General features: G+C 70.4%; 26 protein-coding genes. 13 read left to right on the top strand and 13 right to left on the bottom strand.

Translation table 11 applies throughout. From position 1 onward, the window contains the following. Positions 1–29: 29 nt before the first annotated feature. Positions 30–1,427: a family 20 glycosylhydrolase gene (locus OE229_RS17205; protein WP_259580273.1), complete on the bottom strand. Its 1,398-nt coding sequence runs from the start codon at positions 1,425–1,427 to the stop codon at positions 30–32. 184 nt (positions 1,428–1,611) lie between these two features. Next, complete coding sequence (locus OE229_RS17200; protein ID WP_262127085.1) at positions 1,612–2,136, bottom strand: hypothetical protein; 525 nt, start codon at positions 2,134–2,136, stop codon at positions 1,612–1,614. A gap of 285 nt (positions 2,137–2,421) precedes the next feature. Here OE229_RS17200 and OE229_RS17195 point away from each other — a divergent pair, with 285 nt between their 5' ends. From OE229_RS17195 to OE229_RS17175, 5 genes are all read left to right on the top strand, one after another. Then, positions 2,422–3,483 (top strand): LacI family DNA-binding transcriptional regulator, encoded by a 1,062-nt coding sequence (locus OE229_RS17195; RefSeq protein WP_259580269.1) that lies wholly within the window; start codon positions 2,422–2,424, stop codon positions 3,481–3,483. A 264-nt stretch (positions 3,484–3,747) separates the two neighbouring features. Next, the gene (locus OE229_RS17190) at positions 3,748–4,968 is read left to right on the top strand and encodes an ABC transporter substrate-binding protein (protein WP_259580267.1); all 1,221 of its coding nucleotides are present in this window, start codon (positions 3,748–3,750) and stop codon (positions 4,966–4,968) included. Positions 4,969–4,979: 11 nt separating this feature from the next. Beyond that, the gene (locus tag OE229_RS17185) at positions 4,980–5,927 is read left to right on the top strand and encodes a carbohydrate ABC transporter permease (protein ID WP_262139074.1); all 948 of its coding nucleotides are present in this window, start codon (positions 4,980–4,982) and stop codon (positions 5,925–5,927) included. Beyond that, entirely contained in the window at positions 5,924–6,832 is a 909-nt protein-coding gene (locus OE229_RS17180; RefSeq protein WP_262139072.1) for a carbohydrate ABC transporter permease, read from the top strand. The genes OE229_RS17185 and OE229_RS17180 overlap by 4 nt, the downstream gene beginning before the upstream one ends. Continuing rightward, on the top strand, positions 6,829–8,982 hold the full coding sequence (locus OE229_RS17175; protein ID WP_262139070.1) for a beta-galactosidase: 2,154 nt from the start codon (positions 6,829–6,831) through the stop codon (positions 8,980–8,982). The genes OE229_RS17180 and OE229_RS17175 overlap by 4 nt, the downstream gene beginning before the upstream one ends. A gap of 195 nt (positions 8,983–9,177) precedes the next feature. On the opposite strand, the gene OE229_RS17170 is transcribed toward OE229_RS17175, so the two are convergent. Further along, complete coding sequence (locus tag OE229_RS17170; RefSeq protein ID WP_262139069.1) at positions 9,178–9,429, bottom strand: Rossmann-fold NAD(P)-binding domain-containing protein; 252 nt, start codon at positions 9,427–9,429, stop codon at positions 9,178–9,180. Positions 9,430–9,607: 178 nt separating this feature from the next. On the opposite strand from OE229_RS17170, the gene OE229_RS17165 reads away from it, so the two are divergent. Further along, the gene (locus tag OE229_RS17165; protein ID WP_262139068.1) at positions 9,608–10,828 is read left to right on the top strand and encodes an endo-1,4-beta-xylanase; all 1,221 of its coding nucleotides are present in this window, start codon (positions 9,608–9,610) and stop codon (positions 10,826–10,828) included. Positions 10,829–10,892: 64 nt separating this feature from the next. On the opposite strand, the gene OE229_RS17160 is transcribed toward OE229_RS17165, so the two are convergent. From OE229_RS17160 to OE229_RS17145, 4 genes are read right to left on the bottom strand one after another with little or no spacing between them, the layout of a single operon-like run. Continuing rightward, on the bottom strand, positions 10,893–11,306 hold the full coding sequence (locus OE229_RS17160; RefSeq protein WP_262139067.1) for a hypothetical protein: 414 nt from the start codon (positions 11,304–11,306) through the stop codon (positions 10,893–10,895). 46 nt (positions 11,307–11,352) lie between these two features. After that, positions 11,353–12,030: a ribonuclease FAU-1 family protein gene (locus OE229_RS17155; RefSeq protein ID WP_262139065.1), complete on the bottom strand. Its 678-nt coding sequence runs from the start codon at positions 12,028–12,030 to the stop codon at positions 11,353–11,355. A 40-nt stretch (positions 12,031–12,070) separates the two neighbouring features. Next, on the bottom strand, positions 12,071–12,733 hold the full coding sequence (locus OE229_RS17150; protein ID WP_262139063.1) for a response regulator: 663 nt from the start codon (positions 12,731–12,733) through the stop codon (positions 12,071–12,073). After that, positions 12,730–14,439, bottom strand: a complete 1,710-nt coding sequence (locus OE229_RS17145; RefSeq protein WP_182064952.1) for a sensor histidine kinase — start codon at positions 14,437–14,439, stop codon at positions 12,730–12,732. The genes OE229_RS17150 and OE229_RS17145 overlap by 4 nt, the downstream gene beginning before the upstream one ends. A gap of 153 nt (positions 14,440–14,592) precedes the next feature. Between OE229_RS17145 and OE229_RS17140 the strand changes: the two genes are divergently transcribed. Further along, positions 14,593–16,086 carry a CitMHS family transporter gene (locus OE229_RS17140; RefSeq protein WP_182064953.1) on the top strand — a complete coding sequence of 498 codons (1,494 nt, stop codon included), beginning with the start codon at positions 14,593–14,595 and terminating at the stop codon, positions 16,084–16,086. A gap of 39 nt (positions 16,087–16,125) precedes the next feature. On the opposite strand, the gene OE229_RS17135 is transcribed toward OE229_RS17140, so the two are convergent. From OE229_RS17135 to OE229_RS17120, 4 genes are all read right to left on the bottom strand, one after another. Then, positions 16,126–17,199 carry a threonine aldolase family protein gene (locus OE229_RS17135; protein ID WP_071245082.1) on the bottom strand — a complete coding sequence of 358 codons (1,074 nt, stop codon included), beginning with the start codon at positions 17,197–17,199 and terminating at the stop codon, positions 16,126–16,128. 4 nt (positions 17,200–17,203) lie between these two features. After that, positions 17,204–17,887 (bottom strand): SDR family NAD(P)-dependent oxidoreductase, encoded by a 684-nt coding sequence (locus OE229_RS17130; protein ID WP_259580252.1) that lies wholly within the window; start codon positions 17,885–17,887, stop codon positions 17,204–17,206. Continuing rightward, on the bottom strand, positions 17,884–19,350 hold the full coding sequence (locus tag OE229_RS17125) for a DUF6421 family protein (protein WP_262139062.1): 1,467 nt from the start codon (positions 19,348–19,350) through the stop codon (positions 17,884–17,886). The genes OE229_RS17130 and OE229_RS17125 overlap by 4 nt, the downstream gene beginning before the upstream one ends. A 567-nt stretch (positions 19,351–19,917) precedes the next feature. Further along, a complete protein-coding gene (locus OE229_RS17120; RefSeq protein WP_110892204.1) occupies positions 19,918–20,250 on the bottom strand; it encodes a hypothetical protein in 333 nt (110 codons plus the stop codon). Between the two features lie 405 nt (positions 20,251–20,655). Here OE229_RS17120 and OE229_RS17115 point away from each other — a divergent pair, with 405 nt between their 5' ends. Together OE229_RS17115 and OE229_RS17110 are read left to right on the top strand one after the other, a co-directional pair. Further along, positions 20,656–21,165 carry a hypothetical protein gene (locus OE229_RS17115; protein WP_259580246.1) on the top strand — a complete coding sequence of 170 codons (510 nt, stop codon included), beginning with the start codon at positions 20,656–20,658 and terminating at the stop codon, positions 21,163–21,165. A gap of 55 nt (positions 21,166–21,220) precedes the next feature. After that, positions 21,221–21,799 carry a TetR family transcriptional regulator gene (locus OE229_RS17110; protein ID WP_262139060.1) on the top strand — a complete coding sequence of 193 codons (579 nt, stop codon included), beginning with the start codon at positions 21,221–21,223 and terminating at the stop codon, positions 21,797–21,799. Between the two features lie 82 nt (positions 21,800–21,881). On the opposite strand, the gene OE229_RS17105 is transcribed toward OE229_RS17110, so the two are convergent. Next, positions 21,882–22,526 carry a GntR family transcriptional regulator gene (locus OE229_RS17105; protein WP_262139058.1) on the bottom strand — a complete coding sequence of 215 codons (645 nt, stop codon included), beginning with the start codon at positions 22,524–22,526 and terminating at the stop codon, positions 21,882–21,884. 97 nt (positions 22,527–22,623) lie between these two features. Between OE229_RS17105 and OE229_RS17100 the strand changes: the two genes are divergently transcribed. The 4 genes from OE229_RS17100 (at position 22,624) to OE229_RS17085 (ending at position 25,703) form a co-directional block, all read left to right on the top strand. Next, entirely contained in the window at positions 22,624–23,331 is a 708-nt protein-coding gene (locus OE229_RS17100; protein ID WP_262139056.1) for a DUF969 domain-containing protein, read from the top strand. Continuing rightward, on the top strand, positions 23,328–24,410 hold the full coding sequence (locus OE229_RS17095) for a DUF979 domain-containing protein (protein WP_262139055.1): 1,083 nt from the start codon (positions 23,328–23,330) through the stop codon (positions 24,408–24,410). Before OE229_RS17100 ends, OE229_RS17095 begins: the two co-directional genes overlap by 4 nt. Beyond that, on the top strand, positions 24,397–25,458 hold the full coding sequence (locus tag OE229_RS17090; RefSeq protein ID WP_262139054.1) for a DUF2891 domain-containing protein: 1,062 nt from the start codon (positions 24,397–24,399) through the stop codon (positions 25,456–25,458). The genes OE229_RS17095 and OE229_RS17090 overlap by 14 nt, the downstream gene beginning before the upstream one ends. Before the next feature lie 62 nt (positions 25,459–25,520). Further along, positions 25,521–25,703 carry a hypothetical protein gene (locus OE229_RS17085; RefSeq protein ID WP_182064968.1) on the top strand — a complete coding sequence of 61 codons (183 nt, stop codon included), beginning with the start codon at positions 25,521–25,523 and terminating at the stop codon, positions 25,701–25,703. Positions 25,704–25,755: 52 nt separating this feature from the next. Here the strand turns inward: OE229_RS17085 and OE229_RS17080 are convergent, their stop codons facing one another. Next, positions 25,756–26,058 carry a putative quinol monooxygenase gene (locus OE229_RS17080; RefSeq protein ID WP_262139051.1) on the bottom strand — a complete coding sequence of 101 codons (303 nt, stop codon included), beginning with the start codon at positions 26,056–26,058 and terminating at the stop codon, positions 25,756–25,758. Positions 26,059–26,072: the final 14 nt, after the last annotated feature.

Raw genomic sequence — 26,072 nt, 5'->3', positions numbered from 1 at the left:
GATCGGCTTGGAGGCCCGCCCCGCGTCCGTCAGGAGGCTGCGGTCTCGAGCATCGCCGTCACGTGCGGCGCGCTCCACCGCAGGAGCGCGTCAGAGGGCGGAGCCTCCAGGTCTTCTCCCCATATCGCGACGGCCGCGCCCGACATCGGAGCAGCGAGCAGTGAACCGGAGTCGCCGTCCCACGCCCGGAGTGACCAGTTCTCGCGGAGGTCGGCGACGGTGTACTCGCTGTCGGCTGGGTCGAGGTCGGTCGGCACCTCGTAGAGGTAGTACGAGTTGTAGTTGAGCAGGTCGATGCCGGCTTTCTGCAGGTCGGCCGCACTGGCCCGCCGCGCTCGGCGTTCGCGGCGCTCCGCTGCGTCCTCGGTGTCGCCGTCGAAGCTCCAGTAGGTGACGCGGATGCGGGGGTCGAGTCGCCCGACCGTGACCCGATCGATCCCGTCGTTCCAGGCCCAGACCTCGCGGTCGCCGAGTGCGGCCGCCATCGCGTTCATCCAGGCGACGCGTTGGGCGGCGGTGACGTCGTCGCCCCATTCGTCGCCGCCGATGTGCACGGTGCGGCTGGAGGGGAAGGTCCGCTGCACCTCGGCGGAGAGCTTCTTCGCCAGCGCGAGACTCTCGGGCACCGACGTGTCGAGTTCGTTCTCACCCGAACGGATGCGGTCGACCCACTTCGTGCCGTGCTGCTCCTCGAGCAGGGCGAACGCGGCGGCCATGTGGCCGGGAGTGTCGATCTCCGGCACGACCGCGATGCCCCGCTTCGCCGCGTAGTCGGCGATCGTGCGCGCCTGCGCGGCGCTCAGGAACGGGCGATGGGTGACCCGGCTCGTGTAGACGCCGTGGTCGAGATCGGCATTCGCAAGGGTCTGGCCGAGGACCGTGCTCTCGATCCCGACGTTCTGGTCGTCGGTGAGGTGCAGGTGCAGGAAGCGGCCGCCGTCGTCGGCGAGCAGGTCGATGTACCGCTTGACCAACGCCACGGGGTAGTAGGCGCGAGCGACGTCGAGCATCACGCCCGTCTCCGGACGCGCGCGCTTGGTCGGCTTGGTGGTGACGGTCCCCGTCGACGTGCGGCACTTGTCGACGGAGTAGGCGCCCGTGCAGGCGAAGACCGAGTACTTGCCGGCTGCAGCACGGGAAGGCGTGCCGCGCACTGCGGTGACCGAGGTGCTCGAACCAGCGGCGAGTGCCTTCACCGCGACCCGGCCGAGCGTGTACTTCTTGGTGCCGGCGGACAGGTACAGCCACGCGGAGGAAGCTGGTTTCCGCACCGCGGCGGTGTTCTTCACCTTCAGCGTGGTGCGCACAGCGGTGCCGGTCGAGGTGGCGGTGGTCGTCGCCGTGACCTTCGTCACCGTCACCGCCGAGGCTGCGGTGTCCGCTGATCCTGCCGTTGCACGGATGCCGACCAGAGCTGCGGCCGACACGGCGATCGCCAGCCCGACCGCAAGCGTGCGCCTGGCAGACGATCCGGGACCCACGTTTCCCTGCTGACGCACCACGCTGTTCTCCCCCTCGAACGCCCCTTGCCCTCGCTGGGTCGGGATGCGCGCACGATCGTATCCGCACCGCGTCGAACGCACACCGCCCAGCGACGTGCGGCGGGGATCCTCAGCGGACCTCCGCGCTCGACCACAGCTCACGCGCAAGACTCCGGCCGCGGCGAAGAACCGGCTGCAGGCTGAGGGCAGCCCCGACGACCAGCGTGCCGGCCTGCGCGAGGAGGAACGCCACGAGCGCCACCGGGATGAACGCGGTGACGATCCAGGCGGCGGCGAACCCCACGAGCATCACCGCGAGGACCCGCACCGCGGTGAAGTTCCCCGAACCGCGAAGGACCAGCAGCCCGGCGGCTGCGAAGCCCAACGGGACGAGCGCCTGCAGGACGACCGCGATGGGGAGCCACAGCTGGCTGCTGGTCGCCGGCGACAGAGCGCTCACGAAGACGGCGGTGGCGGCCGCGAAGACGAGGTGCACGGCGTCGCGAGCGAGCGCAGCACCGGCAGCGGCCACGACTCCTGCTGGCACCGAGATCGCAGCGACCAGCAACACTGGCCCTGCTGCGAGCAGATGCGTTCCGATGAAGCCGAGCAGGTTGTCGACCGCCAGCAGCGAGGCGCCGGTGGTGGCGACCATCAGGGCGGCGGTGGCACCTCTGCGCACGGAGGGCCAGGTGCCTGACGCCCTCACCGCCTGTCTCCGCCCGCGTGGCATGCGACCCGGATCTTCTTCATGTTCTTCCTCTCGGTTCGCGCCTCGGCACGGCGAACCAATCCAGAATGCTGCACATCAATACGAGCCACAACCTCGCAACTGCGATGACCACCGCGGAATCGCTCTTGACTACGTAGACAATGCCGTGGTTGTCTTGCTCCCACACCCGGTCCCGGCCGGTCCCACGGAGCAGTGAAGGAGCTGACGATGAGCGGCAACGCATCGGTTCATCGCCTCCGTCCGGCCTCCATGACCGACGTCGCGACCCTGGCGGGCGTCTCCCAGAAGACCGTCTCCCGCGTGGTGAACGACGAACCGCACGTCACCGAGGCGGTCCGCGCCCGGGTCCTCGAAGCGATCGACGAGCTGGATTTCCGCCCGAACGCCGCTGCGCGCTCCCTCAAGTCGCAGCGCTCCCGCCGGATCGGTCTCATCACCATCGGCACGAACCTGTACGGCCCGACCGCCATGCTCACCGGCGTCGAGCAGGCGTGCCGCACGAACGGGTACAGCCTGGCCATCGTCCGCACCGTCGCGGCGACCGCATCCGAGCTCCAGCCGGCGGTCGACTCGCTCGTCGGCCAGGACGTCGAGGCGATCGTCTTCTCGGAGCCGGTCGAGAACCAGATGGACCAGCTCCGCCTGCCCCAGAGCGTGACGGTGCTGACGCTCGGGCCGCCGGATGTCGCCGACCGCGAGAACACCCTTGCGGTCGGTCTCGACGAGAGCGGCGCCGCCTTCGCGGCCACCGATCACCTGCTCGCCCTCGGGCACGAGACCGTCTGGCACATCGCGGGTCCGGCGGACTGGACCTCGAGTTCGCGCCGGCTGGCGGGGTGGCGGGCGGCGCTACAGGACGCCGGCGTCGCCGAGCACGCACCGGCCGAGGGAGACTGGTCGCCGCAGAGCGGCTACGAGGCCATGCGCTCGTTGCTCGGCCGCCCGGACCTGACGGCGGTCTTCGTCGCGAACGACCAGATGGCGATCGGCGCGATGGCCGCCATCCAGCAGCGCGGGTTGTCCGTGCCAGGTGACGTCAGCATCGTCGGCTTCGACGACATGCCGATCTCGGCCTACCTGCCGACGCCGCTCACGACCATCCGCCAGGACTTCGACGAGGCTACCCGCCTCGCGATGCACCGCCTCTTCCGCACACTCGACGGCCACCCGCCGGCCGAGCGCCACCGGATGCTGCCCGGCCAGTTGATCACGCGCGCCACCAGCGCGCCGCCGTCCGCTGAGCGGCGTCACCTCCGCCCCGCCGACTGAACCCCCGGACGGGAGGCGCGGCCCGCGTCCGTCCCGTGAGTGAGCGCTCACGCGCGCTCACCGCCACTTCCGCACGCACCTCGACGACGACGTCAGGAGACCTTCGTGACCCCAGTACCCAGGCGACTCTCCCCACCTGCGCCACCTGTGCCTCCAGGCCGTGGACCGAGCCGACGCGACCTGCTCCGGTGGGGCGCCGCCGCGGGAGGCAGCATCGCCCTCGGCGCGCTGCTCGCGGGCTGCTCTCCACAGTCCACCGCAGCCGTGCGTTCCGGACGCGCTGACCTGTCCTTCTGGACGCACGACCCCGGCTACGAGAAGTTCTTCACCGAGGCGCTGCCGGTCGCCGACCGGAAGTCCGACTTCGACTTCGCGCTCGACATCACCACCATCGCCGCGGCCGACATCCCGACCAAGCTCATCGCGCAGGCCGTCGCCGGCACGGGCACGCCGGACGTCGCCGGGCTCGAGATCGGGGCGTTCTGCCGGATGCTCCGCGGTGACATCGCTGCAGAGCTGCTGAGCGACCTGTCGCCGTCGGTGGCGTCGCGCAAGGACGACCTCATCGCTGCGCGACTCACGCCGTTCTCGAAGGACGGGCACCTCTACGCGCTCGACTCGGACACGCCATTGTGCGTCTACTACCACCGAGCCGACCAGTTCGAGGCCCTCGGCATCCCCGACGACCTGACGACGTGGGAGGAGTACATGGACGTCGGCGCGAAGCTCAACAAGAGCAAGGGTGTCTCGCTGCACGCCGTGGCGGTCACCGATCCGGGCGGCACGCTGCAGAGCTACCAGATCCTGCTGCTCCAGCGGGGCGGCGACCTGTACGACGAGGACGGCGGCATCGACATCCAGACGCCGGAGGCCGAACGCACCCTGCAGTTCCTGGTCGACGGTGTGCAGTCCGGTGCCATCGCGACGGTCGCCGACATGTACGGACCGAGCCTGCAGTCCGGGCTGAAGGGCGGCACGATCCTGGCCGTCGACATGCCCTCCTGGTACGCCAGCTACGGCATCAAGCCGAACGTGCCCGAGCAGAAGGGCAAGTGGAAGGTGCGGAACCTGCCCCGGTTCGCGGGTGGTGGCAGCACGACGAGCGTCGGCGGCGGCACCGGGTTCTCGGTGCTCCGCGACAAGCCGCTCACGAGGGCCGGGATCGACCTGGTGCTCGCCGCGTACCTCGATCCGGACCAGCAGGTGAAGCGCTACCAGGACCTCGGCTACCTGCCGACGCTCCGATCGGTCTACGACGACCCGCGGCTCGCGGCGCTGAGCGACCCGTACTTCGGCGGGCAGCAGCTGTTCGGCGTCTACAAGTCGGTCGTCGACGACGTGCCCTCGCAGCACCAGAGCGCCGATGCCTCGATCCTGCAGACCGTCCTGAGCGGCTACCTCATCAAGGCCTACAAGGGCCAGATATCCCCGAAGCAGGCGCTCGACGCCGCTGCGGCCGACTTCCGCGGCCAGACCCGCGCCTGAGGAGGACGACGTTGTCCACATCAACCGCCACCGGCATCCCGGTGTCCGCCACCACCACGACCGATCCGCCCGCTCGTCGCCGACGCCTGAACACGAACGGGGGCAGCGCGCCGTACCTGTTCATCGCACCGTTCTACGTGCTGTACGGGCTCTTCATGATCGTGCCGGTCCTCGCCGCCGTGTACCTGTCACTCACCGAGTGGGTCGGCCTCGGCACGCCGAACTGGATCGGCCTGTCCAACTACGCGAACCTGTTCCGGGACACCAGCTTCGGCACCGCCCTGGTCAACTCGCTGATCTACACACTCATCGCCGTGTTCGTCATCGTGCCGTGCTCGCTCCTGGTCGCGCAGGCGCTCAACGCCAAGGGGCTCCGCGCCCGAGACCTGTTCCGGGTGACGTTCTTCATCCCGATGGTGCTGTCGCCGATCGTCATCGCGCTCATCTACAGCCTGGTGTTCGACACGAACTACGGTCTGCTCAACGCCACGCTCAAGGCACTGTTCGGACTGCCGAACACCGACTGGCTCGGCGACCCGACGCTCGCGAAGGTCGCCATCGGCTTCGTGCTCCTGTGGCGCACGGTCGGGTACCTGACGATCTTCTTCCTGGCAGCACTGCAGAACGTGTCGCCCGAGCAGTACGAAGCCGCGTCGCTCGACGGGGCAGGCACCTTCCGGAAGTTCACCAACGTGACGCTCCCGGCGATCCGACCGGTCACGGCGTTCGTCGTGGTGACGAGCTTCATCAGTGCCGCGCAGCTGTTCGACGAGCCCTACCTGCTCACCAAGGGCGGCCCGGGCGAAGCCACGCTCTCCGTCGCCATGTTCATCTACCGCGCCGCCTTCGAACGGCAGCAGTTCGGGTACGCGGCAGCCGCCGGAGTCGTGCTGTTCGTCGTCGTGTTCGGCGTCAGCCAGATCCTCAACCGCGCACTCGCCATCGGGAGGGACGCATGACCGCCACCACCGACCGTCCGGACACCCGGGCCGTCACGACCGCCGGAAGCCGGGCACCCCGGTCCGGCCCGCCCCGTACCAGGGGCTGGATCGCTCGCCGCGGTCTGCTCTACGCCACACTCGTGGCGCTGCTGGCGGTCTTCGTGTTCCCGCTGCTCTGGGCGCTGTCCGGCTCGTTCAAGCAGCGTGGCGACATCTTCGCGACGCCGCCCACGCTCATCCCGAATCCGGCGACGGGGGAGAACTACACGAACCTGCTCGCGACGCAGCCGTTCTGGGCCTGGTTCGGCATCAGTGTCGGCACCGCCCTGATCGCGACCGTCGTGTCCGTGTTCGTCTGCGCGATGGCCGGGTACGGGTTCGCGAAGTTCCGGTTCCGGGGCAAGCGGATCCTGTTCGCCGTGATGTTCTCGTCGCTCTCGGTGCCGTTCGCGGTGATCCTCGTGCCGCTCTTCATCCTGGTGGTGAAGTCCGGGCTGACGAACCCCTGGTTCTCGCTCGTCGTCCCGTGGGTGGCGCCGGCGTTCGGCATCTTCATGATGCAGCAGTTCATCGTGCAGGCGATCCCCGACGAACTCATCGAGGCGGCCCGCATCGACGGCAACTCCGAGTTCGGCACGTTCCGCCGGGTCGTGCTCCCGCTGCTCCGACCGTCGCTCGGCGCCCTGGCGGTGTGGAGCTTCCTGCAGAGCTACAACTCGTTCCAGTGGCCGTTGGTCCTGCTGTCCGACTCGAGCCAGTACACGTTGCCCCTCGGCCTCAACGCGATCTTCGCGTCGGAGAACCGGTCGTACGACCTGGTGCTCGCCGGGGCCGTGCTGGCGAGCGTGCCGACGATCCTCGTGTTCCTGCTCCTCCGCAAGCAGCTGCTCGACGGGCTGACCGCGGGGGCGGTCAAGGGATGACCGACACCCGCACCCACCACCGATCCTTCTCGAACGGAGCACCCAGCACCATGCAGCACGACCGCGTCCTCTTCGGCGCCGCCTACTACCACGAGTACCAGCCGACCCCTCGGCTCGACGAGGACATGCGCCTGATGCAGGAGGCCGGGTTCTCGGTCATCCGCGTCGGCGAATCCGTGTGGAGCACCTGGGAACCGGAGAACAGCCGCTTCGACCTCGAGTGGCTCGCGCCCGTGCTCGACGCCGCCCACGAACACGGCATCCGGGTGATCCTCGGCACGCCCACCTACGCCGTGCCCATGTGGCTCGCCCGCATCGTGCCGGAGATCAACGTCCGCCGCCGCACCGACGGCGAGGCGATGGGCTGGGGTGCTCGGCAGGAGATCGACTACGCCCACCCGGCGTTCCTGTTCCACGCCGAGCGGGTCATCCGGAAGATCGTCGCCCGGTACGCCGAGCACCCCGCCGTGATCGGGTACCAGGTCGACAACGAACCGGGCAACGAGCTCATCGCGAACCCCGAGGTGTTCCAGCGCTTCGTCGACCACCTGCGCCACACCTACGGCAGCGTCGAGCGGCTCAACGAGGAGTGGGGACTGACGTACTGGTCCCACCGACTTTCCACCTGGGCCGACCTGTGGACGCCGGACGGCAACGCGCAGCCGCAGTACGACCTGGCGTGGCGGCGGTTCCAGGCCTCGATCACGACGGACTTCATCGCCTGGCAGGCATCGGTCGTGCGGGAGTACTCGCGTTCGGACCAGTTCGTGACCACGTGCATCGCCTACGAGCGGCCGACCGTCGAGGACGAGGTGCTCACCCGGACGCTCGACGTCACCGCCGGCAACCCGTACTACCGGATGCAGGACGCCCTCGAGCTGCCGAGCACCGAGGAACCCGCACAGTTCTGGACCTCGTCCGGTGCCTGGTCGATCTTCGCCTCGGGCGACCGCATGTACGGCTCGAAGCAGGCACCGTTCCTGGTCACCGAGACCAACGCGCAGGCCATCGGGTTCTCGTGGATGAACGAACCCGCGTACGAAGGGCAGTGGCGCCAGGCCGCCTGGGCGCTCGTGTCCCGAGGCGCGTCGATGATCGAGTACTGGCACTGGCACACGCTGCACTACGGCGTCGAGACCTACTGGGGCGGCGTCCTGCCGCACTCGCAGCAGCCCGGTCGCACCTACGAGGAGATCGCCCGGATCGGCGCGGAGTTCGCGAACGCCGGGGACCGGGTCGCCGGTCTCCGCCCGCACGCCGACGTCGCCCTGCTGTTCTCGAACGAGTCGAAGTGGGCGCTGAACGAGCACCCGGCACTCGGCGACGGCATGGAGCCCGACCGGCGCTCGTGGCAGACGATCCACGACGCCTTCGCCCGAGGGGTCTTCGATGCGGGACTGCAGGCGAACACCGTGCACCCGTCGCAGGTCTTCGACCGTGAGCCGGCGTCCTTCGCCGCGGAGCGTCCGGTGCTCGTCGCTGCCGCGTTCACCATCGCGACCGACGCCCAGCTGCGGTGGCTCGCCGCCTACGCCGAGGCAGGCGGTCACCTGGTCGTCGGCATCCGCACCGGGTACGAGGACGAAGAAGCCCGTGCGCGGCTCGAACGGAAGCCCGCGTTCCTCGACGTGCCCGCGGGCGTGCACTACGACGAGTTCAGCAACCTCGGCCGACGCATCCCGGTGTCCGCCGGAGCCGCTGCCGCTGAGCACGGGTTCACCGTGCCGGCCGGTGCGACGGCCACACGGTGGGCGGACGGCCTGCTCGTCGACGACGCCGACGTGCTCGTCGGGTACGACCACCCGCACCACGGTCGGTTCGCGGCGGTGACCACACGGTCGCACGGCGCCGGCCGCGTCACCTACGTCGGGACCGTCCCGGATCCGGCGCTCGCCGCGGCGATCACGGAGTGGGTGGTCGCGCAGGGCAGCGGGTCGCCGAGCTGGCAGCCGCAGGTCGACACGCAGTCGGTCGCGAGCTCGGTCAACGGTCGTGGCGAGACGGTCCACGTCATCCACAACTGGTCGTGGGAACCGAGCACGTACGCGGTGCCGGTCGCCGCGGAGGACCTGTTCGAGGGCACGGCGCTCGACGCGGACGCCGTGCTCGAGCTCGGGCCGTGGGACGTCCGGGTGGTCGTCGTCGCGTAGCGAGACCGGAGCAGGCGGGCCGTCGGGTCGGACGGTCCGCCTGCTCCCACAGTCAGTGCTCCGATGTGGGCGCGGAACACGAGCCGCGTAGGTCCGACCCGTTGACAGTGACGCACATCAGTAGTCGGTCCTGACGGTCCTGGTCCTGCCAGGGGAGCATCCGGCAATCGATGAGCGGGAGGTCGACGGGCCGGCCTACGGCGTCGCGGACGGCAGTTCGAGGCAGTGCGCCATGACGGCTTGCTGGACTGGCAGCAGGGCCGCCTTGAAGGCGTGGCCGACGAAGGCAAGGTGTTCGAGCGCATCGGCGCTGACCTCCCGGCCGCGCACGAAGGGTGGACACGGGTTGAGCAGCACCCCTGTCGGCGCGAGGTCGAGCAGGGCCGCGGTGATCCGGAATGGTTCGAGCGCTCGGGCGTGCTCGCCAGGACCGTCGGTGAGGATCACGTCCGCTGACCGGACGGCGGTCTCGAGGTCCAGACGAGCACCGGCGTCCACCGTGAGGTGCGTCGAGCGCGATGCTTCTGCGAGTTCACACCATCAATCTACGGCGTGACGCCGCCAGCTCCCGCTGCTATGTTTGCGCGCACAACAAATCCCGGACGACGATGTCGGAGGACGCGCGATGACGCACGCACCAGATCACCGCTTCGGCGAGACGACCCTGGCGGTCGTCGATGCCACCGGCGCACCCATCCCCGATGCCGACATCACCGTCGAGCAGACCCGCCATGCCTTCGCCTTCGGCAACATCGGCTTCGACTTCATCGGCATCGCCAACGGCGAAGCGGCCGAACCAGGCACCGAACACCTCGCCGCCCTGTACACCAACGTCTTCAACACCGCGACACTCCCGTTCTACTGGGGCCGCTTCGAACCGCAGCGCGGCGCCCCCGACACCGCGAGGCTCCGGACGACCGCCAAGTGGTTCCGCGCCCGCGGCGTCGCCCTGAAGGGCCACCCCCTCGTCTGGCACACGGTCCAGCCCGACTGGCTGCTCGGGCTCCCGCTCGACGAGGTCGAGCAGCTGCAGCGCGAGCGCATCCGCCGCGAGGTCTCCGGCTTCGCGGGGACCATCGACACCTGGGACGCCATCAACGAGGTCGTCATCATGCCGGTCTTCGACAACGGCGACAACGCGATTACGCCGCTCGCCCGGGCGAAGGGCCGCATCCCGATGATCCGGATGGCCTTCGAGGAGGCCCGTGCCGCGAACCCGAACGCCACCCTGCTGCTCAACGACTTCGACCTGTCGAGCGCCTACGAGTGCCTGATCGAGGGGGTGCTCGAGGCCGGCGTGCAGATCGACGCCATCGGGCTGCAGACCCACATGCACCAGGGCTACTGGGGCGAGGACACGATGCTCGCGATGGTCGACCGGTTCGCCCGCTACGGTCTGCCGCTGCACCTGACCGAGACCTCGCTCGTGTCCGGGGACCTCATGCCCGCGCACATCGTCGACCTCAACGACCACCAGGTGGACTCGTGGCCGTCGACGCCCGAGGGCGAGGCGCGCCAGGCCGATGACATCGAACGGCACTACCGGAGCCTCGTGGGGCACCCCTCCGTCGAGGCGATCACCTACTGGGGCATCACCGACGACGGCGCCTGGCTCGGCGCTCCGATCGGACTCGTCCGCGCCGACGGCACGCCGAAGCCGTCGTACGACGCACTCCATCGCCTGGTCAAGCAGGAGTGGTGGCTCGGCCCGACGGTGCTGCGCACCGACGACCGCGGCCAGGTGCCGGTCCGCGGGTTCCGCGGCGACTACCGCGTCGACGTGCGTGGCGCGTCGACGGCGTTCGCCGTCACCGACGTCCCCACGCAGGTGCGGATCGTCACGTGACCACCTGACGGACTGGAGGCCCGCTGCGGCCCCGCCCCGCGCCTCCCGTCCGTCAGTGGCGGAACTACCGAGACGGCCGGAACGGCCAATCGACGGCACGCGTGTGCGGCACCGCGACGGCCTGGACCGCATCCCGGTAGACGATCCGACCCGGGGAGCGGGTCACGAGCTGCATCCACGGGATCTCGTGGCGGTCGAGGAGTTCCAGGTACGGGCTGACCATCTCGAGCAGCTCGACCGCGTCGGCTGCGAACCAGGCCCGGGCCCCGGGGTTGCGGATCTCGTCGTAGCAGTCGGGCTGCACCGTAGTCGGGTCGGTGTACATCGCGGTCGCGCGCGCGTTCGCCTCCCGGAGCCACCTCGTCTCGGCTTCGGTCAGCTGGCCGCCCCGCCGCAGGCCGTTCGCGAGGGCGAAGACCCCCGGGAAACGCCCGCGGCGGTTGGGGACGGCGCTTTGATACCTGATGAACTCGCTCACGACAGCGAGCGTCCGAGGCCGCGCAACGCTGCACCGAATCCGCGGATCACTGCAGGGCGCTCCAGTCCTGGGGAAGTGCAGTCGTGCCCCACGCCGGGTCGGGGACCCAACCGGACCAATCGGTGTCGAAGGGGAACCGGCGCGCGATCGCGACCTCGGTGGCATCTCGGCCAGCACGCTCGATGACCGCCCGCATCGCCGCCGGCCAGTAGCCGCCGGCGGCGTAGAACTCGAGCTCGTCTTCGTCCTTGTACCGGACAGACCACGAACCGTCGGGCTCGGTGGTCGCCACCACGTCGAGAGTCCAGTCCTGGCTGTCGAACCCGATCGGCGTCCGTACCCACGGCAGCTCAAGGTTGACGTACCAGTCGGGAAGCCAATCGGACCCGTCGTGCCAGCGCCAGACGGACCAGGGCGTCCCCTTCTGGTGAACGCGGACGACACCGGATCCAACCCACCGGTCATCAACGTAGGAGCCGTCCCAGTCCTCGGGCAGCACGAGGCGTCCGTTGGGGCCGCTCCCGACGCCCGCACGTCGGCGCACGGCCGAGCCGACGGTCGTTGCGACCACCGCGAGTTCGTCGTCGTCCACCAGCACGCGGCCGGCGACCGCGAAGCCGACTGCTTCGCCGTGCTCGCCGAAGCGGTTGATGCTCCGGAGCGCAACGGGAGTCCCGGAGGGGAACGGATCAATCCTGGTGTCGGATCGCGCGGCGTCGGTCATCCCCCGATGCTGCCACGGCGCGGCCTCCGGGACCGCTGTCTCACCGGCGCACGTACCGGTGCTCCGGCCGCCCAGCAGCCCCGTACCGCAACTGCATCGCAACGGTTCCGTCCGCCGTGAGCTGCGCCAGGTACCGCTGCGCCGTGGCCCGCGACACCCCGATCGCCGCAGCCACCTCGGCGGCCGACCGTTCCTCGCCGGCGCCGAGTTGCTCGAGCACCAGCGCCGCCGTGGCCGCCCGGGACGGCGACGCCCCACCGCTGTCGCCGGCGTGCAGGATCCGGAAGGCCCGTTCAACGGCCTCCTGGTCGAGCGTCGACCGCTCGTCGAGCACGTTCCGCGACCGCGCGTACGCCTGCAGTCGTTCGGCCAGCACCCCGGCTGCGAACGGTTTGATCAGGTAGGCGAGTGCCCCGCTCCGCATCGCCCGGCGCACGGTGCCGGAGTCCGAGGCGGCGCTCAGCACGAAGGCGTCGGCGCCGGTGTCGATCGAGCGCAGCAGCTCGAGGCCGCTGCCGTCGGGCAGGTACACGTCGACGAGCACCAGGTCCACGGTCCCACTCGCCAGCGCGGAGCGGGCGGCCGCGAGGGTCCCGACTGGTTCGAGCGCACGGAACCCCGGTACCTCGTCGACCTGCCGCCGGTGCAGGTCGGCGACGTGGAAGTCGTCGTCGACCACCAGCACGGTGTGGACGGAACTCACGACACCACTCCTTCCAGTCGGGCGCAGAAGACCGCGCCGTGGTCGTCACCGCCGGGGGAGGCGAGCCACACATCACCACCGTGCCGCCGGGCGATCTCCCGCGACAACGGCAGCCCGATCCCGAGCCCGTGCACGCGTTCGACGTCGGGCGGCGATGCGAGCAGGTCCGTGTCCCGGGTGAACAGGGAGTCCGCGGCGTCGGCCGGCACGCCTGGCCCCGAGTCCATCACGGACAGGTGGAGGGTGGACCCGTCGTCGAGCACCTCGACCTCCACCCACGGGGAGCGGCCGCCGCGCGTGCGCTCGTCCCCGTCGAGGGCCGCCGACACCGCGTTGTCGACCAGGTTGCCGAGCACGGTCGTCACGTCACCCGGCTCGGTGATCGTCCCCTGCACGAGCGTCTCCGCCCCGATCCGCAGCAGCACGCCCCGCTCGGCGGCCTCGACGCCCTTCGCCCCGAGGAATGCCTGCAGGTACGGCTCGGTCAACCGGTCGGCGTGCTGCACCGGGTAGCGCAGCGGCCCGCGCTCCTGCACGTCCGCCAGGTACGCGCGCGCCCGGGCGGTCTCGCCGATGTCGAGTAGTCCAGAGATCGCGTGCAGTCGGTTCGCGAACTCGTGGCGCTGTGCACGGAGCGCCGTGCTCATCGCGCCGACGGCGTCGAGCCGCCGGGTCAGGGCCTCGACGTCGGTGCGGTCGCGCAGGACGGCGACCCGGCCCAGGTCGCGTCCGTCGCGGAACACCGTGCGGACGTCGACGAGCAGCACCCGGTGCCCGGCGACGATCGTGGCGCTCGCCGGAACCGCGGTGGTCACGTCGAGCATCGACCCGAGCGGCGAGGGCAGGTCGAGCGATGCCACCGGACGGCCGACCGGGTCCACCAGCCCGAGCAGTCGCACGGCCTCGGGGTTGCAGACGGTGACGACCCCCGACGGCCCGAGCGCGATGACGCCCTCACCGACCCCGCCGAGCACCGCCTGCTGGTTCTGCACGAGCGTCACGAGCTCCTCCGGCTGCAGCCCGAGCGTCAGCCGCACCAGTCGCCGCCGGATCAGCACCGAGGCGACCACGGCGAGCAGGACCGCCGCCAGCCCGGCACCGATCACCGGCATGCTGTCCTCGACCAGGGTGTCGTAGACGCGTGCCCGGTTGAACCCGACGCTCACCTCGCCGACGACGGCGGACTGCCGGGAGGCCCGGCTCGTCTCCGCCCCGCTGGCCGCGGGCGCGGAGACAGGCACCTTCGCCCGCGCCGACTCACCGAGCGTGCCGCGCGCCCAGGACACGGTCTCCCGGCCCGCGAGTGCGGCGTCGGGGGAGGTGCTCACCATCTCGCCGATCCGATCAACGTCGGGATGGGCCAGTCGGATGCCGCGGTCGTCGGTGACCACGACGAAGAGTGCTCCGGTCCGGCGCTGGGCCGCGACGGCCGCACGCTGGACAGGTCCGTCGGCGAGGACCGCGGGGTCGAGGTCGGTGCCGTCGACGCTCAAGCGGGCGACCGCGGCCCGGACGTCGGACTGCGCGGCGACGCTCTGTGCGATCGCGAGTGCGGTCCCCTCGGCAGCACGCTCGAGCCGGGTGACCTCGATCCGGACGAACACGGCGCTGGTCAGGGCGACGACGGCGACGACCACGGCGAGCTGCAGCACGAGCACCTCGGTGGCGAAGCGGAGCCTGGGGCGCCGTGAACGGTCGTCGGTCACGACCCCAGCGTACGGAGGGCGAGCCGACGTGCCTGCGCACAATGCGCAGAAAGCGGTCAACGCGCGATGGTGCGCCAATGTGCAGAAGCGCGCCGCGCCTCCAGGCCGGGTCGTAGCGTGCCCGGACTGCCAGACACGGACGAAGGAGTCCTGATGCTCGTCATCCTCGGGTACGCGATGGTCCTGACCTTCATGGTCCTGATCATGACCAAGCGCATGTCGCCCATGCTCGCGCTGATCATCGTGCCGACCGTGTTCGGACTGTTCGCGGGGGCGGGCCTGGGACTCGGCGACATGGTGACCGAGGCGATCGGCACACTGGCGCCGACGGCTGCGCTCCTGATGTTCGCGATCATGTACTTCGGGCTGATGATCGACGTCGGCCTGTTCGACCCGCTCGTGCGGTTCATCCTGCGGGTGACCGGCAACGACCCGGCGAAGATCGTGCTCGGGACGGCCCTGCTGGCGGGGGCGGTCTCGCTCGACGGGGACGGCTCGACGACCTTCATCGTGGTCACTGCGGCGATGCTGCCCATCTACCTGAAGCTCGGCATGAGCCCGGTCGTGATGACGTGCGTGGCCGGGCTGACGAACGGCACGCTCAACATCGTGCCGTGGGGCGGTCCCACCGCCCGTGCCGCCGCAGCGCTGAAGATCGACCCGACGGACATCTTCGTGCCGCTCGTGCCGTCGCTCGTCGTGGGGCTGCTGCTGTGCTTCACGTTCGCGTGGACGATGGGGCTGCGGGAGCGCAAGCGGCTCGGCCTGATCGAGTTCACCGAGGCCTCGCGGGGTGCACGGGTACCGGAGCGCGCGAACGCCGGGGCGGGCTCACGGGTGCTCGCGGCGGTCGGCGGGACCGGAGGCGGCATGTTCACGAGCCCCACGGTCGCGCTCGGACTGCGCGGCGGGAAGGCCGACGGTCGGCGTGCGGACGGCGAGGGCGTGGACGGCGTCGGGTCGGGGGACGAGAGCACGGGCACCGGCACCATGGCCGAGACGATGCTCGACCCGAACCGTCCGACCCTGCGGCCGGGGCGGATCTGGTTCAACCTGGCGCTGACCGTCGCGGTGATGGTGGCGCTCGTGCTCGGCCTGTTGCCGCTGCACTTCGTGTTCATGATCGGCACGGCGATCGCCCTGCTCGTGAACTTCCCGCAGCTCAAGCAGCAGACCGCGCAGATCGTCGCGCACGCCCCGAGCATCGTCGGCGTCGTCTCGATGGTGTTCGCCGCCGGGGTGCTGATCGGGGTGCTCGACGGCACCGGGATGGTCGCGGCCATGGCCGACTGGCTCGTCGCGGTGATCCCGGACTCGATGGGCCCGTACCTGGCGGGCATCACCGGTGTGCTGAGCATGCCGCTGACGTTCTTCATGAGCAACGACGCGTTCTACTTCGGCATCCTGCCGGTGCTGTCCGAGAGCGCCGCGGCGTACGGGATCACACCGGCAGAGATGGCGCGGGCGTCGGTGGTCGGGCAGCCGGTGCACATGCAGAGCCCGCTCGTCCCCGCGATCCTGCTGCTGGTGTCGCTGGCCAACGTGAACCTCGGCGACCACCACCGGAAGGTGCTGTGGCGGGCCGCCGTGGTCGCGATGGCGATGCTCGTGGTGGCGATCGTGGTGCGGGTCATCCCGTTCGGATGAGTCGACCGCCGGTGCCGGCCCGGCGCGTGCCGGGCCGGCTCAGGCGGCGTCGAGCTCTCGCGTCAGGGCCGCGACGAAGTCGTCGATGTCCTGCTCCGAGGTGTCGTACGCGCACATCCACCGCACCTCGTTGCGGCTGGCGTCCCAGTCGTAGAACCGGAAGTGCTTCCGCAGTCGGTCGGCCACCCCGGCGGGCAGGGTCGCGAAGACGCCGTTCGCCTGGGTCTGCTGGCTGAAGCCGACGCCCCGGATGCTGCCGTCGGCGATGCCGGCCTCCAGCGCACCGCGGAGTCGGGCGGCCATGGCGTTGGCGTGCCCGGCGGAGCGCAGGTACAGGTCGTCGCTGAGCAGGGCGATGAGCTGGGCGGAGACGAACCGCATCTTCGACGAGAGCTGCATGTTCATCTTGCGCAGGTAGTGCAACCCCTCGGACGCCGAGGGGTTCAGCACGACGATCGCCTCGCCGTAGAGCATGCCGTTCTTCGTGCCGCCGAAGCTCAGCACGTCGACACCGGCGTCGGTGGTGAAGTCGCGCAGGGGCACCCCGAGGGACGCCGCGGCGTTCGAGATGCGGGCGCCGTCCATGTGCAGCTTCATGCCGAGCGAGTGGACGTGGTCGGCGATCGTCCGGACCTCGTCCACCGTGTACGCGGTGCCGAGCTCGGTGGTCTGCGTGATCGACACGACGAGCGGCTGGGCGCGGTGCTCGTCGCCCCAGCCCCAGGCCTCGCGGTCGATGAGCTCGGGGGTGAGCTTGCCGTCGGGCGCCTCGACCGGCAGGAGCTTGATGCCGGCGACGCGCTCGGGCGCACCGGCTTCGTCGGTGTGGATGTGCGCGGTCGCGGTGCACACGACCGCTCCCCACCGCGGCAGCATCGACTGCAGGCCGACGACGTTCGCGCCGGTGCCGTTGAACACCGGGAACGCCTCGGCCTGCGAACCGAAGTGCTCGCGGATCACCTCGTTGAGACGTGCGGTGTAGACGTCCTCGCCGTAGGCGATCTGGTGGCCGTCGTTGGCCGCGGCGATGGCGGCGAGGATCTCGGGGTGGACGCCGGCGTAGTTGTCCGAGGCGAAGCCCCGCAGGTCCAGGTCGTGCAGTCGGAGGGTCACTCGTTCATCCTAGGTTCGAGGGATCAGGCGCCGTGAGCGGGATGCGGGCACCGTTGACGTCGGCCGGTGGCGTGTCCCAGAGCCGGACGACCTCGGCGCCGAGCCGCTCCTCGAGGCCGGACAGTGCGCCGACGACGAACACGGTGGCCGCGGCGGTCTCCGGTGCCTCGTTCCGGAACCCCTGGGCGACGGCCCGGACCCAGGCGTCGGACGCGGCCTTCGCCGCCGCGTAGTTCGCGGCGCCGGCGGTGGGGGAGTCGACCGCGGTGGACGACACGAACGCGAGCCGTCCGGCAGGGGACGCCACCAGGTCGTCGTGGAAGACCCGGGTCGTGTTCCGCAGGGTCCGGAAGGCGCGGTCGAAGAAGTCCCAGTCCGCGTCGGACTGGCCGACGATGCTGCCACCGCCGCGCCACCCGCCGACCAGGTGGACCAGTCCGTCGACGCGGCCGGCGTCCGCGTGGACGTCGTCGGCCAACGCGGTGACCGCACCGAGGTCCGACAGGTCGCACGTGCGGGTCGTGACGCCCGGGACGGACGCGCGCAGGGTCTCCAGGGCGTCGGGTCTGGTGCCGACCGCGACGACGGACGCACCGGCGGCGGTGAGTGCGCGCGCGACGGCCGCGCCACTGGCACTGGTCGCACCGGCGATCAGCACCAGGCGACCGGCCACCGAGCCGTCGGTCACGCGGCGGCCTCGCCGACGAGCTCGGCGTCCGTCGTGCCGGTGATGCCGGCGGTGGACGCGATGACGGTCGCCATCTTCTTGTCGAGGGCCTCGTAGAACATCGACAGCGGGAACTCGTCGTCGAGCACCGCGTCGGTGTAGCCGCGCGGCGGTCCGGCGAGCGTCTCGTCGGGCAGCCCACGCGCCCACTTCGACGCCGGGTGCGGCGTGAGCGTGCGGGTCAGCATCTCGTACGCGGCGAGCCAGTGCGCCGACTTCGGCCGGTCGATCGAGCGCCGGTAGAGCTCGTTGATCTCGTCACTCAGGGCGATGATCACGTCCGGCACCTCGGGCCAGTCGATCGTCAGCTGCGTGTCGGTCCAGTGCAGGACGCCGTGCTGGTGCATCCAGGCGAACAGCAGCTGGCCGCCGAGTCCGTCGTAGTTGCGGACGCGGCTGCCGGTGATCGCGAAGCGGAAGATGCGGTCGAAGACGACCGCGTACTGCACCAGGCGCGCGTGGTCGCGGATGGCGCGCTGCGCGCCCTGGAGGCCCGTGTCGGGTCCGGCGGACAGCTCGCGTTCCAGACGCACGGACTCGCGGAACGCCGTCAGGTCGCACCGGAGCTCCTCGAGCGAGTAGAGGAAGAACGGCATCCGCTGCTTGATCATGAACGGGTCGAAGGGCAGGTCCCCGCGCATGTGCGACCGGTCGTGGATGATGTCCCACATCACGAAGACCCGCTCGGTCAGCTGCTGGTCGTCGAGCATGGCAGCGGCCTCGGCCGGCAGCTCGAGCTTGGTGACGTCGGCGGCGGCACGGACGACCCGGCGGTAGCGGGCGGCCTCGCGGTCCTGGAAGATCGCGCCCCACGTGAAGGCGGGGATCGAGCGCATCGCGACGGTCTCGGGGAACAGCACCGCCGAGTTCGTGTCGTACCCCGGGGTGAAGTCGACGAACCGCAGCGCGACGAACAACGCGTTGCCGTGGTCGCCGGCCTCGAGCTCGGCGATGAACTCCGGCCAGATGACCTCGACCAGGACCGCCTCGACGAACCGCGAGGTGCTGCCGTTCTGGGTGACCATCGGGAACACGACGAGGTGGCCGAGCCCGTCGACGCGGTGCTCCTGCGGCTGGAACGCGGTGAGGGAGTCGAGGAAGTCGGGGACCCCGAAGCCCTGCTCCTGCCAGCGGGCGAAGTCGAGCTGCAACACCTGCAGGAACGCGGCGTCGTGCGGGAAGTGCGGCGCCAGCTCGGCGACGGCCGGCACGATCACCGCGACGTGGTCGGCGGCAGCGGCGTGGTCGGACGGCTCGGGGACGGAGCCGTCCCGCGTCTGCAGGGCCTGCAGGGCGACGACCGCGCGCTTGAGCCGGAGCCAGGCGGGGTGGGCGGCGATCTCGCGCACCGACAGGTGGTCCTCGACGACCTCGGGCTCTCCGACGATGGCGTCGTGCGAGACCTTCTGGGCGAACTGGGACATGTCGAACCTCCCGTCATCGGGGTCGGCCGCGGATCTGCGGACGAGTGGTGCGCGTTACCGGATCGTCTCGAGCCTAGGGAAGTTCGGGAGACGCAAAGTTGCCCATCTGCAGTGGAATCGTGCGTCGTCGTGGTGCCGGCGCGGGGATCTGACTGCTGCGCGCACGGTTCGTGCGGCCATGGCGCGGTCCGGTGTCGCGACCTCTTTGCGTCCACTGTCCGACGTACGCCGGAGGCGTCGGACGGACACGCACCCACGGGCCTCCGGACGCATGGGCGGTCGGAACTGTCGTCGTGCGGTCGGACTACGCGAATACTTGGTTGAGGACGAGCGCGGCGCCGATCACTGCGACGCAGACCAGGAACGCAACCGGTGCTGCCCTGCTCTTCGGGTGCACCATGCCAGCAAAGCCCGAGGCACTCAGGCCAGCTGCTCCCGTTGCGACCGAGAGCGGCCATCCATTGACGACGAGCACGACACAAGCGACGCCGAGTATGACCGCGCACGCTGCGAGCACCCTGCTGAGCCCGCGGCGGAGACGAGCCGGCGTTGCTCGCTCCGGAACGGTCAACGGTAGATCGCCATACACGTTCGGCCACGTACTTCGCCGTTGTTCCGGAAATCGACGCACATGCTCCCCGGACGCAACGTGTGCTTCTTGACGCTGGGGATGTTGAAGACGGCTTGTCCGCAGCCTGAACGCACCGACGTCGTCTCCTGCGCGTACTGCCGGCCGTTGACGTCCTTGAAGCGGTAGACGCCGCTCCAGTTGCAGAACATCCCCGGAACGACCGCAGCGAGGCCGTAGCACTCGACCGCGGTCGTCGACCCCGTGACCCGCAGCCCCGAACCTCGAACGGACATGTTGAGGAAGCACCCCGCCGGTACGACGATCGTCACGCCTCGGTAGCTCCATCGGAAGGACGCAACTGGTGACGTTGCGAACCCTCCGTTGACCGTGTTGCCCCCGCCGGCCTGATTCGAGTCGTATGCGTGCGAAAGGTCAGCCAGGTTCCGTGCCTGTTCGTGCACGTCCACGTCGGCGACTGGCTCCGCGACGTTCGGTGCCGCCGTTGCTGGCGAGGCAAGAGCCGCCACGAAGAGCAAACACGCTCCGAGCGCTACCGAAGATCGTCCGGTGAAATTGCGGGACAACGTCATCTCCCCATGTCAGTCCCGGCCCGTGCCGAGGATCTCACCCTATTGATCTTCCAGCACGTAGAACAATCAATTTGTATTTCGGCGGAAGCAGGGCTGGGTCAGTAGAGTCGAGATGTGGAACATCAGCGGCGGACGATTGGGCGCGTGGGGCAGAGCGGGGTCCGGGCGATCCCGTTCGCCAGCATGGCGCTCGGGGCCTCGATGCTGAGCGCTCCGAACGAGGCGTCATGGAATCCGGGGGCGTTCCTGCTCGTCGGAGGCGCCGTCTGCGCCCTGTCGCTCTTGCCCGGTCGGCGTCGGCGCAGAGGCGACTCAAGGGCTGGGATCTCCACGTCGGACTGGGTGGTGCTGTCGATCGGTCTCGGGGCAGGGCTGCTCGTCGGACTCCTCTTCTTCGACGGCTCGACTGCCTTCGCCGCGCTCTTCCCGGTCCCGTTCGTGGCGATCCACGCCGCCGTGAACCGCTCGTACGGAAGTCTGCGAGCCCGGTCGATCGTGCTCGCGGTGACGGCGGCGTTGGTCGTCGCGATCCTCGTCACCGGTGACGATCTGCAGCGCGGCTTCGCCGACCTCGTCCAGGGGGCCGTGGTCGCCGGCGTCCTGTTGACGCTCGCGTTGGTCCTCGGGAGCGCTGTGCGGAGACAGCGAGCCTGAAGCTGCTGCGGTGCACTCCAGCTCTGCGGGCCGTGTGATCGGTACGGTGGTGGCCATGGCCCGATTCACACCCCCAGCCGCTGACGCGATGCGCGCCCGGCTCCTGCTCGCCGCGCGGGACGAGTTCGCTGCGGTCGGACTGGCCGCCGGCAGGGTCGAACGGATCGGTGCCGCGGCGTCGAGTAACAAGGCGCAGGTCTTCCACTACTTCGGCAGCAAGGAGGGGCTGTTCGACGCCCTCGTCGCGGAGACCGTGACCGAGACGTTCGCCGAGGCCCCGCTCGACACCGCCGACCTCGCCGCCTGGGCCGGCCGGGTGCACGACTCGTACGTCCGTCGCCCCTGGGCACAGCGGCTCGCGACCTGGCACCGACTCGAGCGCGCCGACGTCCCGCTCGAGTCCGTCGCGACGAGCTACGCCGAGGCGGTGGCCGAGGTCGAGCACGCCCAGCGCGCCGGGGTCCTGCAGCGGGCGTTCCGTCCGGCGGTGCTCCTCGGGCTCGTCCTGCACACCGCGGCGTTCTGGAGCGCGACCGCTCCGGAGTACGAGCCGCTGGTGCAGGCCGTGACTCCGCCACGGCGTCGCCAGGTCGTGGTCGACGCGGTCACCGCCCTGCTCGGCGGGAAGTCCTGACCGAGGGAACCGGAGCGTCCAGCGTGAGTGGTCGCGGACCGAGCGTGCGGGGCGGAGCTGCGCCGGGCCTCCTGTCCGTCCCTCAGTCGGCCGCGCCGGCGGCGATCCGCAGCGTCCGCTCCGCGTCGTCGAGGTAGTCGGCGAGCAGTGCCGAGGCGGCGTCCTGGTCGCCACCGCGCAACGCGGACACGATCGCGCCGTTGCGTTCGACGAAGTCGGCGTGGAACGAGGCCGGGTCTGCGGTGGTCAGGAAGGCGAGCCGCATCTCGGCGAGCAGGCCGTCCATCAGGGCGTGGATCCGCTCGCTCGGCACCGCGCGCACGAGCTCGGCATGGAAGCGGATGTCGGCGGTGCCGACCGCACCCCAGTCGCCCGCGGACGCGGCTGCCCGGGCATCGGCGACCGCTGCGGCGGCCTCGGCGAGTGCCGGCGCGTCGGGGGTGCAGGCGCGCACGGCTGCCTCTTCGAGCACCCGCCGAGCCGCGTAGAGATCGGTGACGTCGGCCGCGGAGAGCCGGCGGACGAACACCCCACGGTTGAACACGTGCTCGACCAGACGGTCGCGGGCGAGGAGTCGGAAGGCCTCGCGCAGGGTGTTCCGCGAGACCCCGAGCTGGTCGCTCAACCGCTCCTCGGACAGCTGCGCCCCGGGGGAGAACCCACCCGAGGCGATCATGGTGCGCAACCGCGTGGCCGTGGAGTCAGCGCCGCCGACGGTTCGGGTCATGGCACCGATCCTGGCACGGGTGGCGTTTGTGAAGGGCGTGTTACAGAGCAGAACCGGCTCTTGCGATTGTTGAACAATGCGGTCCAGACTGTCCCGCATGTTCGTCCTCATCGGCGTCGCCGTCGTCATCGTCGGCTTCGCGCTGCGCATCAACGCGCTCCTCGTCGTCACGGTCGCGGGCATCGTGACCGCGGCCATCGGCGGGATCGGTCCCGTCGGCATCCTCGACGCGTTCGGCAACGGGTTCGCCTCGAGCCGGTCCGTCACGACCTTCGCGCTCGTCCTGCCCGTCATCGGTCTGATCGAGCGCTACGGCCTGCAGGACCAGGCGAAGCGTCTGATCGCGAAGCTCGACAAGCTCACGACCGGTCGTCTGCTCGCCGGGTACCTGGTGATCCGGCAGGTCACCGCGGCGGTCGGCCTGACGAGCATCGGTGGCCCGGCGCAGACCGTGCGCCCGCTGGTCTACCCGATGGCCGAGGGTGCGGCGACCAAGAAGTATGGGCGGATCGACGACCGCATGCGCGAGAAGATCAAGGGCTACTCCGCGTCGTCGGACACCGTCGGCGTGTTCTTCGGCGAGGACGTCTTCGTCGCGGTCGGCTCGATCCTGCTCATCACGACGTTCGTCGACTCGACCTACGGGCTGTCGCTCGAACCGATCGACCTGGCCCTGTGGGCGATCCCGACGGGCATCGCGGCGCTCATCGTGCACGGCGGACGCATGCTGCTGTTCGACCGCCGACTCGACAAGATGGCGGCGGACGCCCGTGCCGACGCCCCGACCCTGGGGGCAGCATCGTGATCACCAGCGAATGGCTCTACTGGCTCATCGGCGCGTTCTTCATCGCCGTCGCCGTCCTGATCGTCACCGACACCGCGCACGCGAAGCGCCTGGGCAACGCGGCGTTCTGGGGCATCCTCGGGCTGTCCTTCTTCTACGGCACCTTCGTCGCCGCCAGCACCGTGCCGGCCTGGACGCTCGGGATCGCCGTCCTCGTGATGGTCGCGCTCGCCGGACTCGGCTTCACCGGCACGACGAGCCGCACCCGGGTCGCGAGCATCCCCGGCGCCGGCACGGGTGCCGAGACCGGCCCCGCCGAACCCACCGGCGTCACGCAGGAGATCACGAACGCCGGCAGCGGCAGCACGAGTGTGCTCGCCACCACCAGCCCGGACGAGCGTGCCGCGTTCGCGACGAAGTACGGCAACCGGCTCTTCATCCCGGCCCTCGTGGTGCCGGTGGTCGCCGTGCTGGTCGCGACGCTCGGCCCCCTCGTCTCGTTCGGCGGCGAACCGCTCCTCGCAGAGGGCAGCGCGACCCTGACCGGCCTGGGCATCGGTTCCGTGCTCGCCGTGGTCGTGGCCGTGTTCGTCCTGCGCCCGCCGAAGATCGCCACCCCGATCCGCGAGGGCGGTCGCCTGTTGCAGGCGATCGGCTGGGCAGCGCTGCTGCCGCAGATGCTCTCGACGCTCGGCATCGTCTTCACCCAGGCGGGGGTCGGTGACGCCGTCGGCACGATCATCAAGTCGGTCCTGCCCGACGGCTCGCTGCTCGCCGCCGTGGTCATCTACTGCCTGGGCATGGCGCTGTTCACGATCATCATGGGCAACGCGTTCGCCGCGTTCCCGATCATGACGGCCGCGATCGGCTGGCCCGTGCTGGTGCAGGGCTTCGACGGCAACCCCGCCGCGATCTTCGCGATCGGCATGCTGGCCGGCTTCTGCGGGACGCTCGTCACCCCGATGGCCGCGAACTTCAACCTGGTGCCGGCCGCCCTGCTCGAGATGCGGGACAAGTACGGCCCGATCAAGGCGCAGATCCCCACCGCCGCCATCCTGCTCGTCGTCAACATGGGAGTCATGTACCTTGTCGCATTCTGATGCCGCCCCGATCGACCTGACCAGGGCCGCCTGGGCCGACCGCTTCGCGGCCGTCGCCGCGGACAACACGACCCGCGAGTACCCGTACGCCGCGCACCACGCGACGTCCGGACCGGACGACCGGGCGCTGCCCGTCGAGCTCCACCCCGCCTTCGCCACGTCGTACGACTGGCACTCGTCGGTGCACATGCACTGGCTCGCGGCGCGCCTGGTCGCGCACGGCCTGCCCACCGACCTGGAGGCCCGGCTCACCTCGATCCTGCAGGCGCACCTCACGACGGATCACCTCGCGACCGAGGCGGCCTACCTGCGCGAGACGCCGCACTACGAGCGCCCCTACGGCTGGGCCTGGCTCGCGCGGCTCGCCGCCGAGGTGTCGGCATCCGAGGTGCCCGCCGTCCGGGCACTGGCGCCGGGGTTCACGCCCGTCGTCGACGTCCTCGAAGACCTGGTCGTCCGGTGGATCGACGGCGCTGCGCACCCGGTCCGGCACGGTGTGCACTCGAACTCCGCGTTCGGGTTGCTGCTCGTGCTCGAGGCCGCTCGGTCCCTCGACCGGCCGGCCCTGGCGGCAGCGGTCGAGGGGGCTGCGCAGGACTGGTTCGGCGCGGACGCCGGGTGGCCGTTCGCCTGGGAGCGGAGCGGGCACGACTTCCTGTCCGCCGGCCTCGCCGAAGCCGACCTGATGCGGACGGTGCTGCCCGCCCCGGAGTTCGCCACGTGGGCGCGCGACTTCTTCGCCGCGGTGCGGCCGGGCGACGCGATCCTGCGGTCGACGGTGGTCCGCGACGAGAACGACCCGCAGCAGGTGCACCTGTTCGGACTCGACCTGTCGCGGGCGGGGTCGGCCCGGCGCATCGCGGACGCACTCCGCGCCGACGGTCCGGACGACTCCGGCACCGGGATCGCCGACCTGCTCGACGACGCGGCCGACCGGCTGCTGGCCTCGGGGCTCGCGGCGAGCGTGGGCGAGGAGTACTACTCCACCCACTGGCTGGCGAGCTTCGCCTGGGACGCCATGGAGGCCCGGGAGCACGCTGCCCGCTGATCGTCGTCGGGAGCGCTGATCGTCTGCGGACACGTCGAGGATCCGGAGGTACCTTCGGGGCCATGAGCGATCCGAAGGACGACGAGACCCTCGACGACTTCCGCGAGGCGCAGGAGACCGACTACGAACCGGAGCCGACCGTGCTCGACCCCGACGACCTGCCGGTGGTCGACGACGCGGACGACGAAGTGCTCCCCGACGACGACCGACCGGTGCCGCTCGACACCGACGACGACACCATCTGAGCGATCGCGTCCGGCGCCGACGCGGTGCTGCGGCCCCGGCGCGGGCGCCGTCTCAGTCGAGCGGGACGCTCCGGCCGAAGGTGCGGGTGATCGGCGAGGCCGCCAGGAGCGGGCCGATGGCCGCTGCACCCTCCGGGGTCGCCCGCCACGCCACGTAGGTGTCGTGGTCCGCGGCGGTCGTCCACGACTCGACGACGACCATCGTGTTCGGGTCGGCGTCGTCGACCAGGACCTCGAGCGACTCCAGGCCGTGGAACGATGCGGTCTGTTCGAGCGTCTCGCGGATCGCCGTCTGGACGGCATCGGCGGGGGCGTCGCTCTGGAACTGGACCTCGAGCAGGACGGTCATCGACATGGGGAACCTTTCGT

Origin of the sequence: Curtobacterium poinsettiae (assembly GCF_025677645.1) — a bacterium.
Lineage (GTDB): Bacteria > Actinomycetota > Actinomycetes > Actinomycetales > Microbacteriaceae > Curtobacterium > Curtobacterium poinsettiae_A.
The sequence above is the reverse complement of the archived record's forward strand: the minus strand, read 5'-3'. Positions and strand labels throughout refer to the sequence as shown.

What these genes read in the sequence shown, in the direction of transcription:
- OE229_RS17200 (WP_262127085.1), bottom strand. Translation starts at nt 2,136, where the DNA reads ATGGTCGCCACCACCGGCGCCTCGCTGCTGGCGGTCGACAACCTGCTC.
- OE229_RS17195 (WP_259580269.1), top strand. Translation starts at nt 2,422, where the DNA reads ATGAGCGGCAACGCATCGGTTCATCGCCTCCGTCCGGCCTCCATGACC.
- OE229_RS17180 (WP_262139072.1), top strand. Translation starts at nt 5,924, where the DNA reads ATGACCGCCACCACCGACCGTCCGGACACCCGGGCCGTCACGACCGCC.
- OE229_RS17175 (WP_262139070.1), top strand. Translation starts at nt 6,829, where the DNA reads ATGACCGACACCCGCACCCACCACCGATCCTTCTCGAACGGAGCACCC.
- OE229_RS17165 (WP_262139068.1), top strand. Translation starts at nt 9,608, where the DNA reads ATGACGCACGCACCAGATCACCGCTTCGGCGAGACGACCCTGGCGGTC.
- OE229_RS17155 (WP_262139065.1), bottom strand. Translation starts at nt 12,030, where the DNA reads ATGACCGACGCCGCGCGATCCGACACCAGGATTGATCCGTTCCCCTCC.
- OE229_RS17140 (WP_182064953.1), top strand. Translation starts at nt 14,593, where the DNA reads ATGCTCGTCATCCTCGGGTACGCGATGGTCCTGACCTTCATGGTCCTG.
- OE229_RS17125 (WP_262139062.1), bottom strand. Translation starts at nt 19,350, where the DNA reads ATGTCCCAGTTCGCCCAGAAGGTCTCGCACGACGCCATCGTCGGAGAG.
- OE229_RS17110 (WP_262139060.1), top strand. Translation starts at nt 21,221, where the DNA reads ATGGCCCGATTCACACCCCCAGCCGCTGACGCGATGCGCGCCCGGCTC.
- OE229_RS17105 (WP_262139058.1), bottom strand. Translation starts at nt 22,526, where the DNA reads ATGACCCGAACCGTCGGCGGCGCTGACTCCACGGCCACGCGGTTGCGC.
- OE229_RS17100 (WP_262139056.1), top strand. Translation starts at nt 22,624, where the DNA reads ATGTTCGTCCTCATCGGCGTCGCCGTCGTCATCGTCGGCTTCGCGCTG.
- OE229_RS17085 (WP_182064968.1), top strand. Translation starts at nt 25,521, where the DNA reads ATGAGCGATCCGAAGGACGACGAGACCCTCGACGACTTCCGCGAGGCG.
- OE229_RS17080 (WP_262139051.1), bottom strand. Translation starts at nt 26,058, where the DNA reads ATGTCGATGACCGTCCTGCTCGAGGTCCAGTTCCAGAGCGACGCCCCC.